General features: G+C 64.2%; 12 protein-coding genes. 10 read left to right on the top strand and 2 right to left on the bottom strand.

Going from position 1 to position 18,573, the window contains the following annotated elements; genetic code table 11:
• Nucleotides 1-207: 207 nt before the first annotated feature.
• Entirely contained in the window at nucleotides 208-2,697 is a 2,490-nt protein-coding gene (locus NR193_RS13375) for a mechanosensitive ion channel family protein (RefSeq protein ID WP_256751289.1), read from the bottom strand.
• 196 nt (nucleotides 2,698-2,893) lie between these two features.
• Between NR193_RS13375 and NR193_RS13370 the strand changes: the two genes are divergently transcribed.
• From NR193_RS13370 to NR193_RS13350, 5 genes are all read left to right on the top strand, one after another.
• Complete coding sequence (locus NR193_RS13370) at nucleotides 2,894-4,153, top strand: sarcosine oxidase subunit beta (RefSeq protein ID WP_256751288.1); 1,260 nt, start codon at nucleotides 2,894-2,896, stop codon at nucleotides 4,151-4,153.
• Between the two features lie 89 nt (nucleotides 4,154-4,242).
• On the top strand, nucleotides 4,243-4,539 hold the full coding sequence (locus NR193_RS13365; protein WP_256751287.1) for a sarcosine oxidase subunit delta: 297 nt from the start codon (nucleotides 4,243-4,245) through the stop codon (nucleotides 4,537-4,539).
• Complete coding sequence (locus NR193_RS13360) at nucleotides 4,536-7,529, top strand: sarcosine oxidase subunit alpha (protein ID WP_256751286.1); 2,994 nt, start codon at nucleotides 4,536-4,538, stop codon at nucleotides 7,527-7,529. The genes NR193_RS13365 and NR193_RS13360 overlap by 4 nt, the downstream gene beginning before the upstream one ends.
• On the top strand, nucleotides 7,522-8,109 hold the full coding sequence (soxG, locus tag NR193_RS13355; RefSeq protein WP_256751285.1) for a sarcosine oxidase subunit gamma family protein: 588 nt from the start codon (nucleotides 7,522-7,524) through the stop codon (nucleotides 8,107-8,109). Before NR193_RS13360 ends, soxG begins: the two co-directional genes overlap by 8 nt.
• Nucleotides 8,110-8,406: 297 nt before the next feature.
• A complete protein-coding gene (locus tag NR193_RS13350) occupies nucleotides 8,407-9,849 on the top strand; it encodes an MFS transporter (RefSeq protein WP_256751284.1) in 1,443 nt (480 codons plus the stop codon).
• 30 nt (nucleotides 9,850-9,879) lie between these two features.
• Here NR193_RS13350 and NR193_RS13345 read toward each other — a convergent pair whose 3' ends face one another.
• Complete coding sequence (locus NR193_RS13345) at nucleotides 9,880-10,584, bottom strand: nitroreductase (RefSeq protein ID WP_256751283.1); 705 nt, start codon at nucleotides 10,582-10,584, stop codon at nucleotides 9,880-9,882.
• Nucleotides 10,585-10,788: 204 nt separating this feature from the next.
• Between NR193_RS13345 and NR193_RS13340 the strand changes: the two genes are divergently transcribed.
• From NR193_RS13340 to NR193_RS13320, 5 genes are all read left to right on the top strand, one after another.
• On the top strand, nucleotides 10,789-11,352 hold the full coding sequence (locus NR193_RS13340; RefSeq protein ID WP_256751282.1) for a helix-turn-helix domain-containing protein: 564 nt from the start codon (nucleotides 10,789-10,791) through the stop codon (nucleotides 11,350-11,352).
• A gap of 95 nt (nucleotides 11,353-11,447) precedes the next feature.
• Complete coding sequence (locus NR193_RS13335) at nucleotides 11,448-13,901, top strand: FAD-dependent oxidoreductase (RefSeq protein WP_256751281.1); 2,454 nt, start codon at nucleotides 11,448-11,450, stop codon at nucleotides 13,899-13,901.
• Entirely contained in the window at nucleotides 13,898-14,803 is a 906-nt protein-coding gene (locus NR193_RS13330) for a homocysteine S-methyltransferase family protein (protein ID WP_256751280.1), read from the top strand. The genes NR193_RS13335 and NR193_RS13330 overlap by 4 nt, the downstream gene beginning before the upstream one ends.
• Nucleotides 14,796-15,977 (top strand): pyridoxal phosphate-dependent aminotransferase, encoded by a 1,182-nt coding sequence (locus NR193_RS13325; protein ID WP_256751279.1) that lies wholly within the window; start codon nucleotides 14,796-14,798, stop codon nucleotides 15,975-15,977. The genes NR193_RS13330 and NR193_RS13325 overlap by 8 nt, the downstream gene beginning before the upstream one ends.
• Nucleotides 15,974-18,433, top strand: coding sequence for an FAD-dependent oxidoreductase (locus NR193_RS13320; RefSeq protein WP_256751278.1), 2,460 nt, complete (start codon nucleotides 15,974-15,976; stop codon nucleotides 18,431-18,433). The genes NR193_RS13325 and NR193_RS13320 overlap by 4 nt, the downstream gene beginning before the upstream one ends.
• Nucleotides 18,434-18,573 lie beyond the last annotated feature (140 nt).

Genomic DNA, 18,573 nt, shown 5'->3' with positions numbered 1-18,573 from the left:
TGTTCCCACCGCCTCTGTTGCATTTCGCAAGGCATTTTCGCCTTTGCATAGGAGCTTATATGAGATGGAAGCTGAACCGCAACTGAATGCCGCGTTCATGCCGCAATCGGCTTTGGCATCCTCCAATGCCGGTCAAGGCCCGGCGAGACCGATCTTCGCAGCACATAGTCCGCGCTGATCGCGAACAGCTGACAAAGGAACAGAAGCCTAGTCGGGATCCGGTTTACGAACCTTGCGCCCGGTCTTGGCCAGCCGCTTCTTCTCCGCCTCGGCTTCGGCCTTCACCTGTTCCTGTTCAGCGAAGTCGGCCTCGATCTTGTCGTCGTCGATCGGCCAGGCCTTGGGCTTCTTGATCTCGACGACGGCGCGCGGCGTCGAGGGAATTTCGATGTGCTCGTCGTTGAATTTTTCGAGGACGGCGAAGCGGACGTCGTTCTGCACGATGTTGCCGTTCATCACGTCGGCCAGGAAAACCCTGATTTCGAATTCGAGCGCGGCCGCGCCAAAATTGGAAAACAGCACGAAGGGTTCGGGGTTCTTCAGCACCAGCGGATGATTGCGCGCGATCTCCAGCAGGATGGCATGGACCTGCTTGACGTCGCTGCCGTAGGCGACACCGACCTTGATGTCGATGCGGCCGAGCTTGTTGCGATGCGTCCAGTTGCCGACGGAATTGTTGATCAGGTTCGAATTGGGCAGGATCACCGACTGACGCTGGAAGGTCTCGATCTCGGTCGCGCGCACGCTGATCTTCTTGACCGTGCCGCTGACATCGCCGGCGACGATCCAGTCACCGACCTTGAATGGCCGCTCGGCCAGCAGGATCAGGCCGGAGACGAAATTGGACACCACATTCTGCAGGCCAAAGCCGATACCGAGGGAGAGAGCACCGGCGACCAGCGCGAGGCTGGAGAGATCGATGCCAGCGGCTGAGATACCGACGAGCGCCGCAAGGGCAACGCCGGCATAGCCGACCGCCAGCCGGATAGAGTTGCGCACCCCGGTATCGACCTTGCCGCGCGCCATCACCGACCCGTCGAGCCAGCCCTGGAACCAGCGCGTCAGGAAATAGCCGATGATGAAGACGACGATGCCGGAGAGGATGCCGGTGACCGAAATCGTCACCGACCCGATATTGATCCCGGTTGCCAGCTTGTAGGCCCACGCCTGGATGTCGCCTGGCTGGAACCCCCACATCAGCAGGATCAGCGGCAGGAACACAAGCACGATCATCAGATTGATGGCGACGCTGACGACGAGGCCGAGCTGGTCGAGTGCCGTATCCTCGTAGCTGGAATTGGCCGACAGCCACCGCCCGACCGAGGTGTTGGCGAAAGCGCCCTCCTCGCCGATCGCCCGCGCTGACAGGAAGCCGATATAGGCGGTGATCAGGGCGGTGCCGGTAACCACGACCTGCAGCGACACGAACAGGGCAAGGCCAATATAGCCGAGCAGCGCCGTTATGATGGTGAACAGACCAAGCGCCAGGGACAGGTAGCGCAGCCATGCCGGCCATGGCCGCCAGCTTCCGTCGCGCGCCTTGAACGGGCGCAGCATCGCCATCAGGATCAGGATGATGCCGACGATGATTGTGGCGACGAAACTGCGGGCGATGGTCAGCGACAGCGGCGAGCCCATCTTGTCGTTGATGACCGACAGGAAAGTGTTGACGCTGATGACCACGGCCATGGCAGTAGCCAGGCGAACCAGCCAGCGCGCGGGCCCCGTTTCGACCGGGATAAGGCGCCAGTTCGGCAGCCGCGGCGATAGCGCCGCATTGGTCAGCCGGTTGACGCAGAACACCACCCCGATGACCGTCGCCAGCGCATTGAGGAACAGGCCTATGTCGCCGCGCAGCACATTGTAATAATTGAAAAAGAAGATGGTCGAGCCGAGAAAGGCGCCGACTGCCAGGGTCGGCAGCAATGTCGACCAGAAGGCCACCGACAGGCGGCTGAGATAGGACGGGTCTTCGTTGGCGGGGTCGGCTTCGAATACCCGCCCGAACAGGCGCCGGCCGCCGACCAGCAGCACCAGCGCTAGCCCGAGCGCCACGAAGGTTGCCGCGAGGATGGCCTGGAACTTGAACTTGACGGCGAAGCTCAGCCAGGACGACACCGCCTTGTAGAAATTGCCGAACTCGTCACTGGCATCCGAAAAGACCTGCGGACTTAGCGCATCGGACAGCACATAGCGCTTGGTGAGCAGATTGCGGAACAGCTCGCTGCGCATGTTGCCGATCTTGTCGATCAGCCCGCTGATGCGGATCGACAGATTCTGCGCGGCGGCGACGACCGCGTTGATCTCGGCCTTTTCCGACGCCAGCGCCTGGCGTTCGCCCGTCACAATGTCGGGCTCCTGCGGCTGGCCCGCCGCCGGCGGCGGGCCCAGCACCTCGATGCGATTGTTGATGTCGGTGAGGCGCGAACGGAACGCCAGTGCACTGGTCAGCGCCGCCCGCGACAGGTCCTCCAGTTGCAGACGGATATCCACGAGTGAGGCATCGTCATCACCGTCCTGCTGTATTTTCTTCTCGAGATCGTCAGTCTTGGCTGTCAGGCCCTGGATGACTTTCTGCTGATCGGTGATCAATCCGGCGGCGCCCTGGCCCAGCGCTTGCGCCATCGCGTCGAACGAAGGCGACGCCGAAACGACGAGCGTGAAAACCAAAATGAGGCGAAGCAATCTCAAAAGCATGATTTGTCGGCGACTCACGGGCGCAAAAAGCAGTTTGAAAGCCTGTCCTTGATAAAGACGGCCATATCATGGGGCAAGCCGTCGCATTGGGTCGTTGCCAAAGGCGTCGGCCAGTCGAAAGGCGATGGCGCAATACTGGCTTTGCGGATGCGGCCTGCCCTATAGTCTGCCGCATCGCCCGAACCGGATGACAATGATGGCAGAATACTCGGCCTTTTCGCTGCTCGCGAACGCGCTCAAGGGAAACAAGGACTGGAAGCCGGCCTGGCGCAAGCCGGATCCGAAGGCGTCCTACGATGTCATCATCATCGGTGGCGGCGGCCATGGGCTGGCGACCGCTTACTATCTCGCCAAGGAACACGGCATCACCAATGTCGCCGTGCTGGAAAAAGGCTGGCTCGGCTCAGGCAATGTCGGCCGCAACACGACGGCTGTGCGCTCGAACTATCTGCTGCCCGCGAACACCCGCTTCTACGAACACTCGATGAAGCTGTGGGAGAACCTGTCGCACGAGCTCAACTACAACGTCATGTTCTCGCAGCGCGGCTGCCTGAACCTGGCGCACACGCCGGCCCAGTTCGACGACTATGCAAGGCGCGGCAACGCCATGCGCCATCTCGGCGTCGACGCCGAATTGATGACGCCAGCGCAGATCAAGCATCTGATCCCGGCGCTCGATATCTCCGACAGCGCACGCTTCCCGGTGATCGGCGGCCTGATGCAACGGCGCGCCGGCACAGCCCGCCACGATGCGGTGGCCTGGGGCTATGCGCGCGGCGCCGACCGGCGCGGCGTCGACATCATCGAGAATTGCGAGGTTACCGGCTTCCTGCGCGATGGCGACCGCGTCACCGGCGTGTCAACCTCGCGTGGCGACATCCGCGCCAAGAAGGTAGCGGTTGCCGTGGCCGGCAGCACCGGACGCGTCATGCAGCTGGCCGGCATCGAGACGATGCCGATCGAGAGCCACGTGCTGCAGGCCTTCGTCACGGAATCGCTGAAGCCCTTCATCGACACCGTCGTGACGTTCGGCATGGGCCATTTCTACATGTCGCAGTCCGACAAGGGCGGCCTTGTCTATGGCGGCGACCTCGACGGCTACAACAGCTACGCCCAGCGCGGCAATCTGCCCATCGTCGACGAAGTGATGAGCGAGATGCTGGCGCTGTTCCCAGGCCTTGCCCGCGTGCGCATGCTGCGCTCCTGGGGCGGCGTCTGCGACATGTCGATGGACGGCTCGCCGATCATCACCGCCGGCCCCCTTCCCGGCATGTATCTCAACTGCGGCTGGTGCTATGGCGGCTTCAAGGCGACGCCGGCTTCCGGCTGGTGCTTTGCCTGGACCATCGCCAAGGATCAGCCGCACGACTTCAACGCCCCCTTCACGCTCGACCGCTTCCACCGCGGGCTGGTCATCGATGACAAGGGCCAGGGCGCGAACCCGCGGCTGCATTAGACCATGGTCCGGAACCGAAAGACCGCGCTAGCGAAAAGTGGAAAACCGGCTTTCCGACCGATCACGGTCAAACAAGAAGATAGAATTCAATGCTGATCACCTGTCCGTATTGCGGCCCTCGCGATGTCATCGAGTTCACCTATCAGGGTGACGGCAACCGCGAGCGCCCCGACCCCGCCTCGCAGAATTTCGAAGCGTGGAACGCCTATGTCTACGACCGGCTGAACCCGGCCGGCGACCACAACGAGATCTGGCAGCATTCCGGCGGTTGCCGCGCGCATCTGCGGGTCGTGCGCAACACGCTCACGCATGAGATTTCCAGTGTCGCCTTCGTGCGCGGCGATCACACATCGAGCGCGCGTCGCAAGGCCGAGGGCACGTCATGAGCCCGCGCCGCACCGACACCGGCGGCCGCGTCGACAGGCTGAAAACCATCCGCTTCACCTTCGACGGTGTGGCCTATACCGGCCATGCCGGCGACACGCTGGCATCGGCCCTGCTGGCCAAGGGCGTCAGCCTTTTCGGGCGCTCGTTCAAATACCACCGCCCGCGCGGCCTGCTGACGGCGGGTGTCGAGGAACCCAACGCCCTGGTGACGGTGTTGAAGGGCGAGGTTCGCGAGCCCAACATCCCGGCGACCATGGTCGAGATCCATGACGGGCTGGTGGCGATCAGCCAGAACCGTTTTCCGTCCCTTGCCTGGGACATCAACGCCGTCAACCAGCTCGGCGGCAAGCTCCTGTCGGCCGGCTTCTACTACAAGACCTTCATGGGACCGGTGGTCGGTCCGCTCAAAGGCACACGCTTCTGGATGGTCTGCGAGCATTTCATCCGCCGTGCCGCCGGTCTCGGCAGCGCCGGATCGGCGCGGGACCCGGCCCGTTACGAACGCATGAATGCCTTTTGCGACGTGCTGGTGGTCGGCTCCGGCCCCGCCGGGCTGATGGCCGCCAAGGCCGCCGCCGACCAAGGCGCCCGCGTCATGCTGGCCGATCTCGAGCCGCGTCTCGGCGGCTCGGCCAACTGGTCGGGCGAAACGATTGATGGCGCGCCGGCCTCCGACTGGGCGCGGCGCACCGTCGCCCAGCTCGAAGGACGCGACAATGTCCGGCTTTTGCCGCGCACCACGGTCTGGGGCTACTACGACAACAACACGCTTGCGGCACTCGAACGGGTCAGCGACCACAAGGAGCAGCCCGGCAAGGGTGAACCGCGCCATCGCTACTGGGCAATCCGCGCCAACTCTGTTGTTTTGGCCACGGGTGCTTTTGAGCGGCCGCTGGTCTTCCCGGGTAACGACAGGCCGGGCGTGATGCTGGCGCATGCCGCCGAGCGCTATGCCAATGAGTTCGGCGTGCTGCCGGGCGAGCGGATCGCGCTGTTCACCAACAATGACAGCGCCTATCGCGCCGCCCTTGCTCTGAAGAAGGCCGGCGCGGCGATCGTCGCCATCGCCGATGTCCGGCCGGAGCTTTCAGCCGAGATGCGCAAGCTGGCCGAGGAAGTCGAGGCCGAGATCCTTCCCGGCCATGCTGTCGTCGCCACCGAGGGCGGCAGGGCGCTCTCGGGCATCAAGGTTCAGCGTTTCGACATGATCACCGGGGCGCTCAGCGGTGATGAACGAAGCATCCATGCCGACTGCCTGCTGATGTCGGGTGGCTGGTCGCCCACCATCCACCTGGCCAGCCAAGCTGGCGCCAAGGCCGAATGGAATGCCGCGCGGCAAGCCTTCCTGCCGCCGAAGCCGACGCAGAAGTGGATTGGCGCCGGCGCCTTCACCGGCAGCTTTTCCACCGCCGAAGCCATCGCCGAAGGGCGCGCCGCCGGCCTTGCCGCCGCCGGTGGAACAGGCACGCCGACGGCATTGCCCACCGTCGAAGCCGCACCCGGAGATCCCGATCCGGCACCTGTCTTCGAGATCAGGGCCAAGGGCAAGAGCTTTGTCGATTTCCAGCACGACGTGACGGCGGAGGATGTCCGCCTGGCGCACCGCGAAGGCTTCGTCTCGGTCGAGCATCTGAAGCGCTACACCACGCTTGGCATGGCGACCGACCAGGGCAAGAGCTCCAACGTTCCCGGCCTTGCCATCATGGCCGAAGCGCTGGGCAAGCCGATCCCCGAGGTCGGCACGACGCGCTTCCGGCCGCCTTTTGCACCGGTGTCGATCGGCTCGCTGGCGGCGGAGCGCTTCGGCGACCTGAAGCCCGAGCGGCTGACGCCGATGCATGACTGGCATGTCGCCCATGGCGCAACCATGTATTCCGCTGGTCTCTGGTACCGGCCGATGATCTACGGGCTTTCAGGCGAAACGGTCGAGCAGGCCTATGTCCGCGAGGCCAAGGCGACGCGCGAGAGCGCCGGCATCGTCGACGTCTCCACATTGGGCAAGATTGCCGTACAGGGCCCCGATGCCGCGGTATTCCTCGACCGCGTCTACACCAACATGTTTTCGACACTCGCCGTCGGCAAGGCGCGCTACGGGCTGATGCTGCGCGAGGACGGCTTCGCCTTCGACGACGGCACCACCTGGCGGCTGGGCGAGCAGGATTTCCTGATGACCACCACCACGGCCAATGCCGGCAAGGTGATGCAGCACCTGGAATATTTCCTCGACGTCATCTGGCCGGAGCTGAAAGTCCACGTCACCTCGGTGACCGACGAATGGGCGGGCGCCGCGATTGGAGGGCCGAAGGCCAGGCAGATCCTCGCCTCTTGTGTCACCGGCACGGCAGTCGACAATGCCACCTTGCCCTTCATGGGCATCGTGCGCGGCGAAATAGCTGACGTGCCGGTGATGATCTGCCGGCTCTCCTTCTCCGGCGAAATGGCGTTCGAGGTTTATTCCGGCGCCGGCCATGGCACCCATGTCTGGGAGGCGCTGATCGAGGCAGGCAAGCCGTTCGGGCTGGTTACTTACGGGCTCGAGGCGCTGGGCACGATGCGCATCGAGAAGGGCCATGTCACCGGCGCCGAGATCGACGGCCGCACCACGGCGCGCGACCTGCATCTCGACTGGATGCTGTCGAAGAAGAAGCCGTTCATCGGTTCGGCGATGATGGACCGCGAAGGCTTGATCGCATCTGACCGCCTGGAGCTGGTCGGCCTGATCGCACTCGACAACCGGCCGCTCAACGGCGGCGCGCACATCGTCGAGGAGATTGACGAGGCCAATCCGCACGGCTCCATCGGCCACATCACCGCTTGCTGCTATTCGCCGGCGCTCGGCAAGCATATCGCGCTGGCGCTGGTCAAGGGCGGCAAGGCGCGGCGCGGCACGCGCGCCCACGTCTCCGATCCCTTGCGCAACCGCTTCGGGCCGGTCGAGATCGTCTCCAACCACTTCTTCGATCCGGAAGGGACCCGCATGCATGGTTGAGCGCCAATCCCCCCTCGAGCCTGAGTTTCACGTCGGCTCGCACGGCAATTTCGAGCATGGCGTCGAGATCATCCTGACCGAGACGCGGCCAGGCTCGATCGTGCAACTCGCCGCCTGGCCGGGCGAGGAGAAGAAGCTGATCGCCGGCATTCGCACCGTCACCGGGCTTGCGCTGCCCGATGGTGCCGGCGGTGGCTTGAGCGACGGCGTGAAGTCAGTGTTCGGCTTCGCGCCGGGAAAATTCACCGTCGCCGACGAAGCCGAAGGACTGGCCGCGGCATTCGCCAAGGTGGTGACCCCGGCCATCGGAACGGTGACCGATCTTTCGCATGGCCGCACCGCCATTCGCATTGCCGGGCCGAAGGCCGAGTGGGTGTTGGCGAAGTTCTTCGCCATCGACTTCGCGCTGCCGGCCTTCCCGGTTGGCGCCGGCCGCTCGACCACCCATCACGACGTCTTCGCCCAGATCCAGCGCACCGGCGCCGACCAGTTCGACATCTATGTGTTTCGCTCCTTCGCCCGCTCGTTCTGGAAGGCGCTCTGCCATGCCAGCGAGGAAGTCGGCTACGAGGTGCAATAGAGCAATTCCAGGAAAAGTGTGAAACAGTTTTCCCGGGAAAAGCGCTTGGCGCTTTCCCTGGGGAATTGCGTCAAACAAGGAGTTCGAGCGATTCGCCGCTTCCCTGAAAAGGTGAATTGCTCGAGGTGGCGCGGCCGGATGGTCGCTTCGCCTCTGCTTCTGGCATCAAGGCCAACCGGTTCTGCCGCTAGAGAATTCCGCCGCGGACGACCATGGTGGCAAAGCGTGGCCGTCTAGCCGGCCCAAGGGATAAATCCCGTCTCAGCGTCGGCACTTTCGTTTGGTTCGAACATCTCCATGACTGCAGAAATATCCGCCGGCGCCACGGATCGCGCCGATGTGTCGGCCAGAGCCATGTTCCTGCTGCCGCTGACGGTTGCCTGCGGCGTCTTCATGACCAGCCTCGACCAGAATGTCGTGGTGACGGCGCTGCCGGGTATTAGCGAAAGTCTCGGCCGCCCGCCCAGCCAGCTCGGCCTCTTGATCACCGTCTATGTCGCCAGCCTGATCATCTCGATGCCGCTTGGCGGCTGGGCCGCCGACCGCTTTGGCCTGCGCAACGTCTACTGTTTCGCCTTGCTGGTGTTCGCCACCTCGTCGGCCCTGTGCGGGCTGTCCGACAATATCTGGATGCTGGTCGGCGCCCGCGCGCTGCAAGGCTTCGGCGGCGCGCTGATGGGCACACTCGGCCAGGTCGTCATTCTGTCGACCTTTCCGCGCAGCCGCACGCTCAAGATCAACATGTACATCTCGCTGGCCGGTCAGTCCGGGCCGTTGGTCGGCCCGCTCGTCGGCGGCGCGCTGACCACCTACATCTCCTGGCGCTGGATCTTCTTCATCAATGTGCCCTTCGCGCTGACAGCGGCGGTGCTTGCCGCCTCGCTGTTTCCGACGATGAGCAAGCCGGTGCGCACGCCGTTCGATTTTCCGGGCTTCCTGCTGGTCGGCAGCGGCATGGTGCTGCTGGTCTTCGGCATGGACTCGCTCGCCGCGAAGGACGCGGCTGGCGGCATGATCGCGGCTGAGCTTGCGCTTGCGATCCTCATCCTGACGGCCGCCTCGTTCTACTGCCTGCGCGCCCGCAATCCCCTGCTTGACCTCAAGCTCTTGCGCATCCGCACCTTTCGCATCTCCTTCCTCACCGGCGGCGGGCTGGACACGATCGGCCTCAGCTCCGTCGTCTTCCTGCTGCCGCTGATGTTCCAGCTCGGCTTCGGCATGAGCGCGGTGCAGGCGGGATCGCTCACCTTCGTGGCGGCCATCGGATCGCTGGTGATGCGTCTGTTCATGCCGCGCATTCTCAACCGCTTCGGCTTTCGCCGCGTGCTGGTCTTCAACACGCCCATCGTTGCCTGTCTGGTGGCCGGCTTTGCCCTGATGCAGGCGACGACGCCGGTCTGGATCACGCTCACCTACATCTTCGTCTTCGGCGTCTTCCGCTCGATGCAGTGGGCCTCGACCGGCAACCTCGCCTATTCCGACATCGCGCCCGAACAGCTCGCCCGCTTCAGCGCGCTCTACTACATACTGTGGCAACTTGCGGTCGCGATCAGCGTCGGCCTGGCGGCCGCGACGCTGTCTTTCCTGGCCGGAGGTGGTCCGGCCATGGCCAGGGACTTCCGGATCCTGTTCGTGATCGAGGGTGTCATCACGCTCTGCGCGCTGCTGGCCTATCTCAAGCTGACGCCACGCGACGGCGCCCATGTCAGCGGTCACGGCATGCAGATGAATACGGAATAGTTGACGTCGCCGGTTCCGTGCGTAGCCGTTCTACTCGCTGAACGACACCCACTCTTCCAACGGCACGCGGTCGGTGCGGAAGGCGTTTTCGGGCTTGGAAATGTCCTCATGGCCAAGCGCCATGCCGCAGACGACGATCTCCTCGTCGGGAATGTTGAGCACCGGCCTGATCTGCCGGTGATAGGGCGCGAATGCGGCTTGCGGGCACGTGTGCAGGCCTCTGCCCCGCGCCGCGACCATGATGTTCTGCAGGAACATGCCGTAGTCGATCCATGAACCCTGGTTGAGCCGGCGGTCGATGGTGAAGATCATGCCGACCGGCGCGTCGAAGAAGACGAAGTTGCGGTCGTGCTGGGCACGCATCTTGTCGACCTCCCTGCGGCCGATGCCGAGCGCCCCATAGAGGCCAAACCCGTTGGCGCGCCGGCGGGTCAGATAGGGCTCGAAGAACTGGGTGGGATAGTAGCGGTATTCGTCCCAGTCGGCCTTTTCGGCGCGAATGCCGGAATTGAGAATGGCGTCGGTGATCCGCTGCTTGGTCTCGCCCTTGGTGACGTAGACCCGCCATGGCTGCATGTTGGTGCCCGATGGAGCCCGGGCCGCAACCGACAGAATGTCTCGGATGGTATCGTCATCGACCATGTCGGGCAGGAATGCCCGCACCGAGCGGCGCGACAGGATCGCTTCGTCGACGATCTCGGCATCACCCGCGATTCCGGGGTTATTCTCCAGCATGGGCCGTCCCTTACCCTTTGTCTCGCTCGGACGTCCCCACTCGCCGCTCGCGGCCGAGCCTTTGCATGAACCACCAAAATCGTGCAAGCAAATCTTGAGCATCTGTGAAAATCTACTTGATTTTTTCATGAGCTTGATTTCTCATGAAATTTGACCGTTCTTTTTCATGAAGTGAGCGTTTTGCCTTCACCTACCGCGAGAACATTGCAGGGGCCTGACGAACGCGTGCTGGCCGGCGATATCAGGGCGCTGCGCAAGGCGCGTGGGCTGACGCTTGCGGAGATCGGCCTGAAGCTCGGCCGCTCGGTCGGCTGGGTCAGCCAGGTCGAGCGCGGCCTCTCGGCGCCATCGCTCAGCGACCTCAGAGCCTTCGCCGAACTGTTCGGCGTGCCGGTCAGCCTGTTCTTCAGCCATGACGTGCCTGTTGAGAGCGAGCGCGGCGTGGTCGTGCGCGCCGGCAGCCGGCGCACGCTTGGCACAAGCGAATCCGGACTGGTGGAGGAGCTTCTGTCGCCTGATCTCGGCGGTAGCTTCGAGATGCTGCGTTCGGTCTTCGCACCGGGCGCGGAGCTGAAGATCGAGGCGCTCCGGCCCACCGAGGAGGCCGGATACGTCGCATCCGGAACGTTCGACATCGAAATTGCCGGCATCTGGCATCGGCTCGGCGAAGGCGACTCCTTTCGCTTCGAGGGCAAGCCTTTCCGCTGGCGCAATCCGGGTGCCGATCCGGCGGTTGTCATCTGGGTGGTTTCGCCGCCGGTTTATTGAGTGCATGTCGCCCAAAGCGTGCGGCGGCTTTGGGACAACGACATGCATCAAAACAAAAATAGAAGCGCAGCGCGCTGAAGGTACGGGAGAAGAACATGGCCGGTTTACCGAGCACGGCGCGCGTGGTGATCATCGGAGGCGGTGCCGTCGGCGCGTCCTCGCTCTATCATCTCGCCAAGGCGGGCTGGACCGACTGCGTGCTTCTGGAAAAGAACGAACTGACCTCCGGCTCGACCTGGCATGCCGCCGGCAATGTGCCGACCTTCTCCTCGTCCTGGTCGCTGATGAACATGCAGCGCTATTCGACCGAGCTCTATCGCGGCCTGGCCGAAGCGGTCGACTATCCCATGAACTATCACGTCACCGGCTCGCTGCGGCTCGCCCACTCGGTCGAGCGCATGCAGGAATTCCAGCGCGCCAAGGGCATGGGCCGCTATCAGGGCATGGACATAGACGTCGTCGGCGTCGACGAGATCAAGCGCCGCTATCCCTTCATCGAGACGCACGACCTGCAAGGCGCGCTCTACGACCCAAGCGACGGCGACATCGATCCGGCGCAGCTCACCCAGGCATTGGCCAAGGGCGCGCGCGACATGGGCGCCAGAATCATCCGCTTCTGCCCGGTCACCGGAGTGCGCCGCGAGAACGGTGAATGGGTGGTCGAAACCGCGCAAGGCGAGATCCGCTGCGAGATCGTCGTCAATGCCGCCGGCTACCGCGCCGCCGAAGTCGGCCGGATGTTCGGCCGCGACGTGCCGATGATGGTGATGAGCCATCAGTACATCTTGTTCGAGGAGATTCCCGAACTGGCCGCATGGTCCAGGGAACAGGGCAAGAAACTGCCGCTGCTGCGCGATGTCGACACCTCCTACTACCTGCGTCAGGAAAAGAACGGCATGAATCTCGGCCCCTATGAGCGCAATTGCCGCGCGCATTGGGCGACCCATAACGATCCGATGCCGGAAGACTTTTCCTTCCAGCTGTTCCCCGACGATCTCGACCGGCTGGAACATTATCTCGCCGATGCCGTCGCCCGCGTGCCGATCCTGGGCACGGCAGGCCTGTCCAAGGTCATCAACGGCCCGATTCCCTACACGCCGGATGGCAATCCGCTGATCGGCCCGATGCCGGGCGTCCCCAATGCCTTCGAGGCCTGCGTCTTTACCTTCGGCATCGCCCAGGGCGGCGGCGCCGGCAAGGTGCTGGCCGAATGGGTGACGCAAGGCCAGACCGAATGGGACATGTGGTCGTGCGATCCGCGCCGCTTCACCTCCTTTGCGTCCGAGCCGGACTACTGCGTCGCCAAGGGCATGGAGATCTACGGCAACGAATACGCCATCCAGTTTCCGCGCCATGCCTGGCCGGAGGGCCGCGACCGCAAGCTGTCGCCGATTCACGACCGCATCAAGGCGTTCGGTGGCCGCTTCGATGCCTATAATGGCTGGGAGCGCGCCACGTGGTACGCGCAGGACGGCGACGACATCTCCGAGGAAGCCACGCTGACCTTCCGTCGCGACGGGCCATGGCAGCATCGCGTTCGCGAAGAGTGCCTCGCAGTGCGCGACGCCGCCGGCATTTTGGACCTGCCGGGCTTTTCGCGCTTCAACCTCGAGGGTCCGGGAGCCGCCGAGTGGCTGAGCCTGCAGGTCACCGGCCTGGTGCCCAAGCCCGGCCGCATCGGCCTCGTCTATTTCGCCGACGACAAGGGCCGCATCGTCACCGAAATGTCCGTCGTGCGCCACGACGAGAATGTGATGACGCTTATCACCGCCGCGGTCGCGCAATGGCACGATTTCGAATGGCTGAAATCGCGCATGCCGAGGGATGCGGCCTTCAAGCTGATCGACCGGACCGAGGAATTCTCCACCCAGATCCTAGCCGGTCCAAACGCGCGAAAAATCCTCGCCGATGTCTGCGAAGCCGACCTCACATTGCCATGGCTGACGCATCAGGAAACGAAGATCGCCGGCCTCTGGGCGAAGCTTGTGCGCGTCTCCTTCGCCGGCGAACTCGGCTGGGAGATCCACACCAGGGTCGACGACACCGCCGCCATCTTCGACGCCGTCTGCGCCGCAGGCCAGAAGCATGGGCTGAAACCGTTCGGCATGTACGCGCTCGACTCACTCAGGCTCGAAAAAGGCTACCGCACCTGGAAGGGCGACCTCTCGACCGACTATTCGATCCTGCAGGGCGGGCTGGAGCGCTTCGTCAAATGGGACAAGCCCGACTTCCGCGGCAAGGCGGCACTCCAGAACGAGAAACAGCAAGGCGTGACGAAGCGTTTCGTCACGCTGGTTGTCGAAAATCCCGGCGATTGCGACGCGCCCTACATGTCGACGCTGTGGCATGACGGACAGATCGTCGGCGAGACGACGTCCGGCGGCTGGGGGCATCGTGTCGACAAGTCGATCGCGCTCGGCATGCTGCGCGCCGATCTGGCGGAACCGGGAACGAGCGTCGAGGTCGAAATCTTTGGCGAGCGTTTCAAGGCGGTCGTGCAGAAGGACGAGCCGCTATGGGATCCGAAGAACGAGAGGCTGCGCGCATGAAGAAAGTCGTCCTCACCGATGGCGGCATGGGCCAGGAACTGGTTCGGCGCAGCAAGTCCGAGCCGACGCCGCTATGGTCGGCCAGGGTGCTGATCGATGAACCCGATCTGGTGCGCGACCTGCACGCCGAATTCATCCGTGCCGGCGCCCGCGTTATCACCATCAACACCTATTCGGCGACGCCAGAGCGCCTGGCGCGCGAGGGGGCCGAGGACCTGTTCAAGCCGTTGCAGAAGCGCGGCATCGAATTGGCCCGGCAGGCCCGCGACGAGGTCGGCGACACAGCGATCGCCGGCTGCCTGTCGCCGCTTTTCGGCAGCTACGCGCCCGCGCTGATCATTTCGTATCAGGACACGCTCGACATCTACCGCCGCATCGTCGCCGAACAGGCCGACGGGGTCGATCTGTTCCTGTGTGAGACCATGGCGTCGGCCGATGAGGCGCGCGCGGCAGTCACCGCCGCATCGGAAAGCGGCAAGCCGGTATGGGTGTCGTGGACACTGGCCGATCACGGCAAGCCGCGGCTGCGCAGCGGCGAGACGATAGCCACCGCGGCAAACGCGCTCGACGGCTTGCCCGTAGCGGCGCGGCTATTGAATTGCTGCCGGCCGGAGGCGATCGCCGCGGCCTTGCCTGAACTGATCGACCTCGGCGGCCCGGTCGGCGCCTACGCCAACGGCTTCACCTCGACAGAGGCGCTCAAGCACGGCGGCACTGTCGATGTGCTGCACGCCCGCCACGACCTCGGGCCAGACGCCTATGCCGCGCAGGCGATTGGCTGGATAGAGGCCGGCGCCGACATCGTCGGCGGCTGCTGCGAAGTCGGACCGCCGCATATCGCCGCCCTGCGCGACCGGCTCGAACAGGCCGGCTATGAGATTTCGGGAGATATACATGCCTAGACCATCATCGCGCATTTCCGGCATCGTGCCCTCGGGCAAGGATGGCTGGGAAGTCCATTTCGCCGCCTGGACGCGCAAGGAAGCCGGCGAGGACATCATCATGCTGTCGGTTGGCGACCACGACTTCGACACGCCTTCGGAAACGATCGAAGCCTGCGTGAGCGCGGTTCGCGGCAGCAATCACCACTACACCCCGCTTCCCGGCCTGCCGCGCCTGCGCAAGGCGATGGCGGCAGCCTCGACCGCTTGTACCGGCGTTGCGACCAACCCCAACCAGGTGATCGCCACACCGGGCGGCCAGGCCGCGCTGTATGCCGCCGTGCAGGCCGTTCTCGACCAGGGCGACCACGCCATTGTGGTGGCGCCCTACTACGCCACCTATCCCAACACCTTCAGTGCGGCCGGCGCCGATTTCACCGTGGTCGAGACGCCCGCCGAGGACGGCTTTCAGCCGCGCGCCGACATGATCCGCGCGGCAATTCGGCCGAACACCCGCGCCATCCTCATCAACACACCGAACAACCCGACGGGCGCGGTCTATTCGCGACAGCGGCTGGAAGAGCTGGCGCAAATCTGCAGGGAGCACGATCTCTGGCTGCTTTCGGACGAGGTCTACTGGACGCTGGGTGGCGGCGAGCATGTCTCGCCGCGCTCGCTGCCCGGCATGGCCGAGCGCACGCTGGTCATCAATTCGATGTCCAAGAGCCACGGCATGACCGGCTGGCGCATGGGCTGGCTGACGGGTCCGGAGGAGATGATCACGCTGCTGGTCAATCTCAATCTGGTGACCACCTACGGCCTGCCGGCCTTCATCTCGATCGCCTGCGCCGAGGCGCTCGAGAACGGCTACGGCGTCAAGGAGATCGCCGAACGCTATGCGGCGCGCCGCACTGTCCTGCTCGACGCCGTGCGCGGCATGAACAATGTCAGCGTTCACGGTTCCGAAGGCGGCATGTATGTCATGCTCGACATATCAGCCGTCGAATCCGACGACGAGAAATTTGCCTGGGCCTTGCTCGACAAGGAAAAGGTTGGCGTGATGCCTGGCTCCAGCTTCGGCGAGGCGGCCGCGGGCCACATCCGCATCAGCCTCTGCCAGCCCGAGCCGGTACTGCAGGAAGCAGCGCTGCGGCTGCGACGCTTCGTTTCCAGCTATCGCCGCGAGGCCGCATGAACACCCCTGCCCCCAAGACCATCCCCACCAAAGCCCGCGCCGTCATCATCGGCGGCGGCGTCTCCGGCTGTTCGGTCGCCTATCACCTGGCCAAGCTCGGCTGGACCGACATCGTGCTCCTGGAACGCAAGCAACTGACGTCGGGCACGACCTGGCATGCCGCCGGCCTGATCGGCCAACTGCGCGGTTCGCAGAACATGACGCGGCTGGCGAAATATTCGGCAGACCTCTACGTCAAGCTGGAAGCGGAGACCGAGGTCGGCACCGGCATGCGCCAGGTCGGCTCGATCACCGTGGCGCTGACCGAGGAGCGCAAGCACGAGATCTACAGGCAGGCGTCGCTCGCCCGCGCCTTCGATGTCGATGTGCGTGAGATTTCACCCAATGAAGTCAAGCAGATGTACCCGCATCTCAATGTGTCCGACGTGGTCGGCGCCGTGCATCTGCCGCTCGACGGCCAATGCGACCCCGCCAACATCGCCATGGCGCTGGCCAAGGGCGCGCGCCAGCGCGGCGCCACCATCGTCGAGAATGTGAAGGTCACCAAGGTCCACACCAAGGCCGGCCGCGTCACCGGCGTATCCTGGGCACAGGGCGAAGAACAAGGCACCATCGAAGCCGACATCGTCGTCAACTGCGCCGGTATGTGGGCGCGCGAACTCGGCGCGCGGAACGGCGTCACCATCCCGCTGCATGCCTGCGAGCATTTCTATCTCGTCACCGAGCCGATCCCCGGCCTCAGCCGCCTTCCGGTGCTGCGCGTACCGGACGAGTGCGCCTACTACAAGGAAGATGCCGGCAAGATGATGCTCGGCGCCTTCGAGCCGGTGGCGAAGCCCTGGGGCATGGACGGCATCCGCGAGGATTTCTGCTTCGACCAGTTGCCCGAGGACATGGACCACTTCGAACCGATCCTCGAAATGGGCGTCAACCGCATGCCGATGCTGGCCACAGCCGGCATCCATACCTTCTTCAATGGCCCCGAAAGCTTCACGCCGGACGACCGCTATTATCTGGGCGAGGCGCCGGAGCTCTCCGGCTACTGGATGGCGACCGGCTACAATTCGATCGGCATCGTCTCTTCCGGCGGCGCCGGCATGGCGCTGGCGCAGTGGATCAATGATGGCGAAGCGCCCTTCGACCTGTGGGAAGTCGACATCCGCCGCGCCCAGCCGTTCCAGAAGAACCGCCGCTATCTCAAGGAGCGTGTCTCGGAGACGCTCGGACTGCTCTATGCCGACCATTTCCCCTACCGCCAGATGGCGACGTCGAGGAATGTCAGGCGTTCGCCCCTGCACGAGCATTTGAAGGCGCGCGGCGCCGTGTTCGGCGAGGTCGCCGGCTGGGAGCGCGCCAACTGGTTCGCTCGCGAGGGACAGGAGCGCGAATACCGCTATTCCTGGAAGCGGCAGAACTGGTTCGACAACCAGCGCGAGGAGCATCTGGCGGTCCGCAACAAGGTCGGCCTGTTCGACATGACCTCGTTCGGAAAGATCCGCGTCGAGGGCCGCGACGCCTGTGCCTTCCTGCAGAAACTCTGCGCCAACGACATGGACGTGGCGCCGGGCAAGATCGTCTACACCCAGATGCTCAACCGGCGCGGCGGTATCGAGAGCGACCTGACGGTCTCGCGGCTGTCGGACACCGCCTATTTCCTCGTCGTGCCGGGTGCCACGTTGCAGCGCGACCTGGCCTGGCTGCGCAAGCACTTGGCCGACGAATTCGTCGTCATCACCGATGTGACGGCGGCCGAAAGCGTGCTCTGCCTGATGGGACCGGACGCGCGGAAGCTGATCCAGAAGGTCAGCCCGAACGATTTCTCCAACGAAGCCAATCCGTTCGGGACGTTCCAGGAAATCGAGATCGGCATGGGACTGGCCCGCGCCCACCGTGTCACCTATGTCGGCGAACTCGGCTGGGAGCTCTATGTCTCGACCGACCAGGCGGCCCATGTCTTCGAGGCGATCGACGAGGTCGGCGCGGATGTCGGCCTGAAGCTCTGCGGCCTGCACACGCTGGATTCCTGCCGCATCGAAAAGGCGTTCCGGCATTTCGGCCATGACATCACCGATGAAGACAATGTGCTGGAGGCAGGTCTTGGCTTCGCGGTGAAGACGGCCAAGGGCGACTTCATTGGCCGCGATGCGGTGTTGAAGAAGAAAGAGGCAGGCCTGTCACGCCGGCTGGTCCAGTTTCGGCTGATGGACCCACAGCCCCTGCTCTTCCACAACGAGGCGATCCTGCGCGACGGCAAGATCGTCGGTCCGATCACCTCGGGCAATTACGGCCATCACCTCGGCGGTGCCATCGGGCTGGGCTATGTGCCGTGCCAGGGCGAGAGCGAGACGGAGGTGCTGGCCTCATCGTACGAAATCGAGATCGCCGGTGAGCGTTTCGCGGCCGAAGCATCGTTGAAGCCGATGTATGATCCGAAGGCGGAGCGGACGAGGATGTAGCGCCTTCGACCCTCCTCCTTGTGGGGAGGGTCGGCTCGCGGTCGGAGCAAAGCGGAGACTGCGAGACGGGGTGGGGGTGCGCCCTACGAGACCCCCACCCCGCTTCGCAAAAGCCGCCCCAAGCGGCATTTGCTGCGCGA

Source organism: Mesorhizobium sp. Mes31, assembly GCF_024519675.1.
Lineage (GTDB): Bacteria > Pseudomonadota > Alphaproteobacteria > Rhizobiales > Rhizobiaceae > Mesorhizobium.
This window is presented reverse-complemented; position numbering and strand designations above follow the sequence as displayed.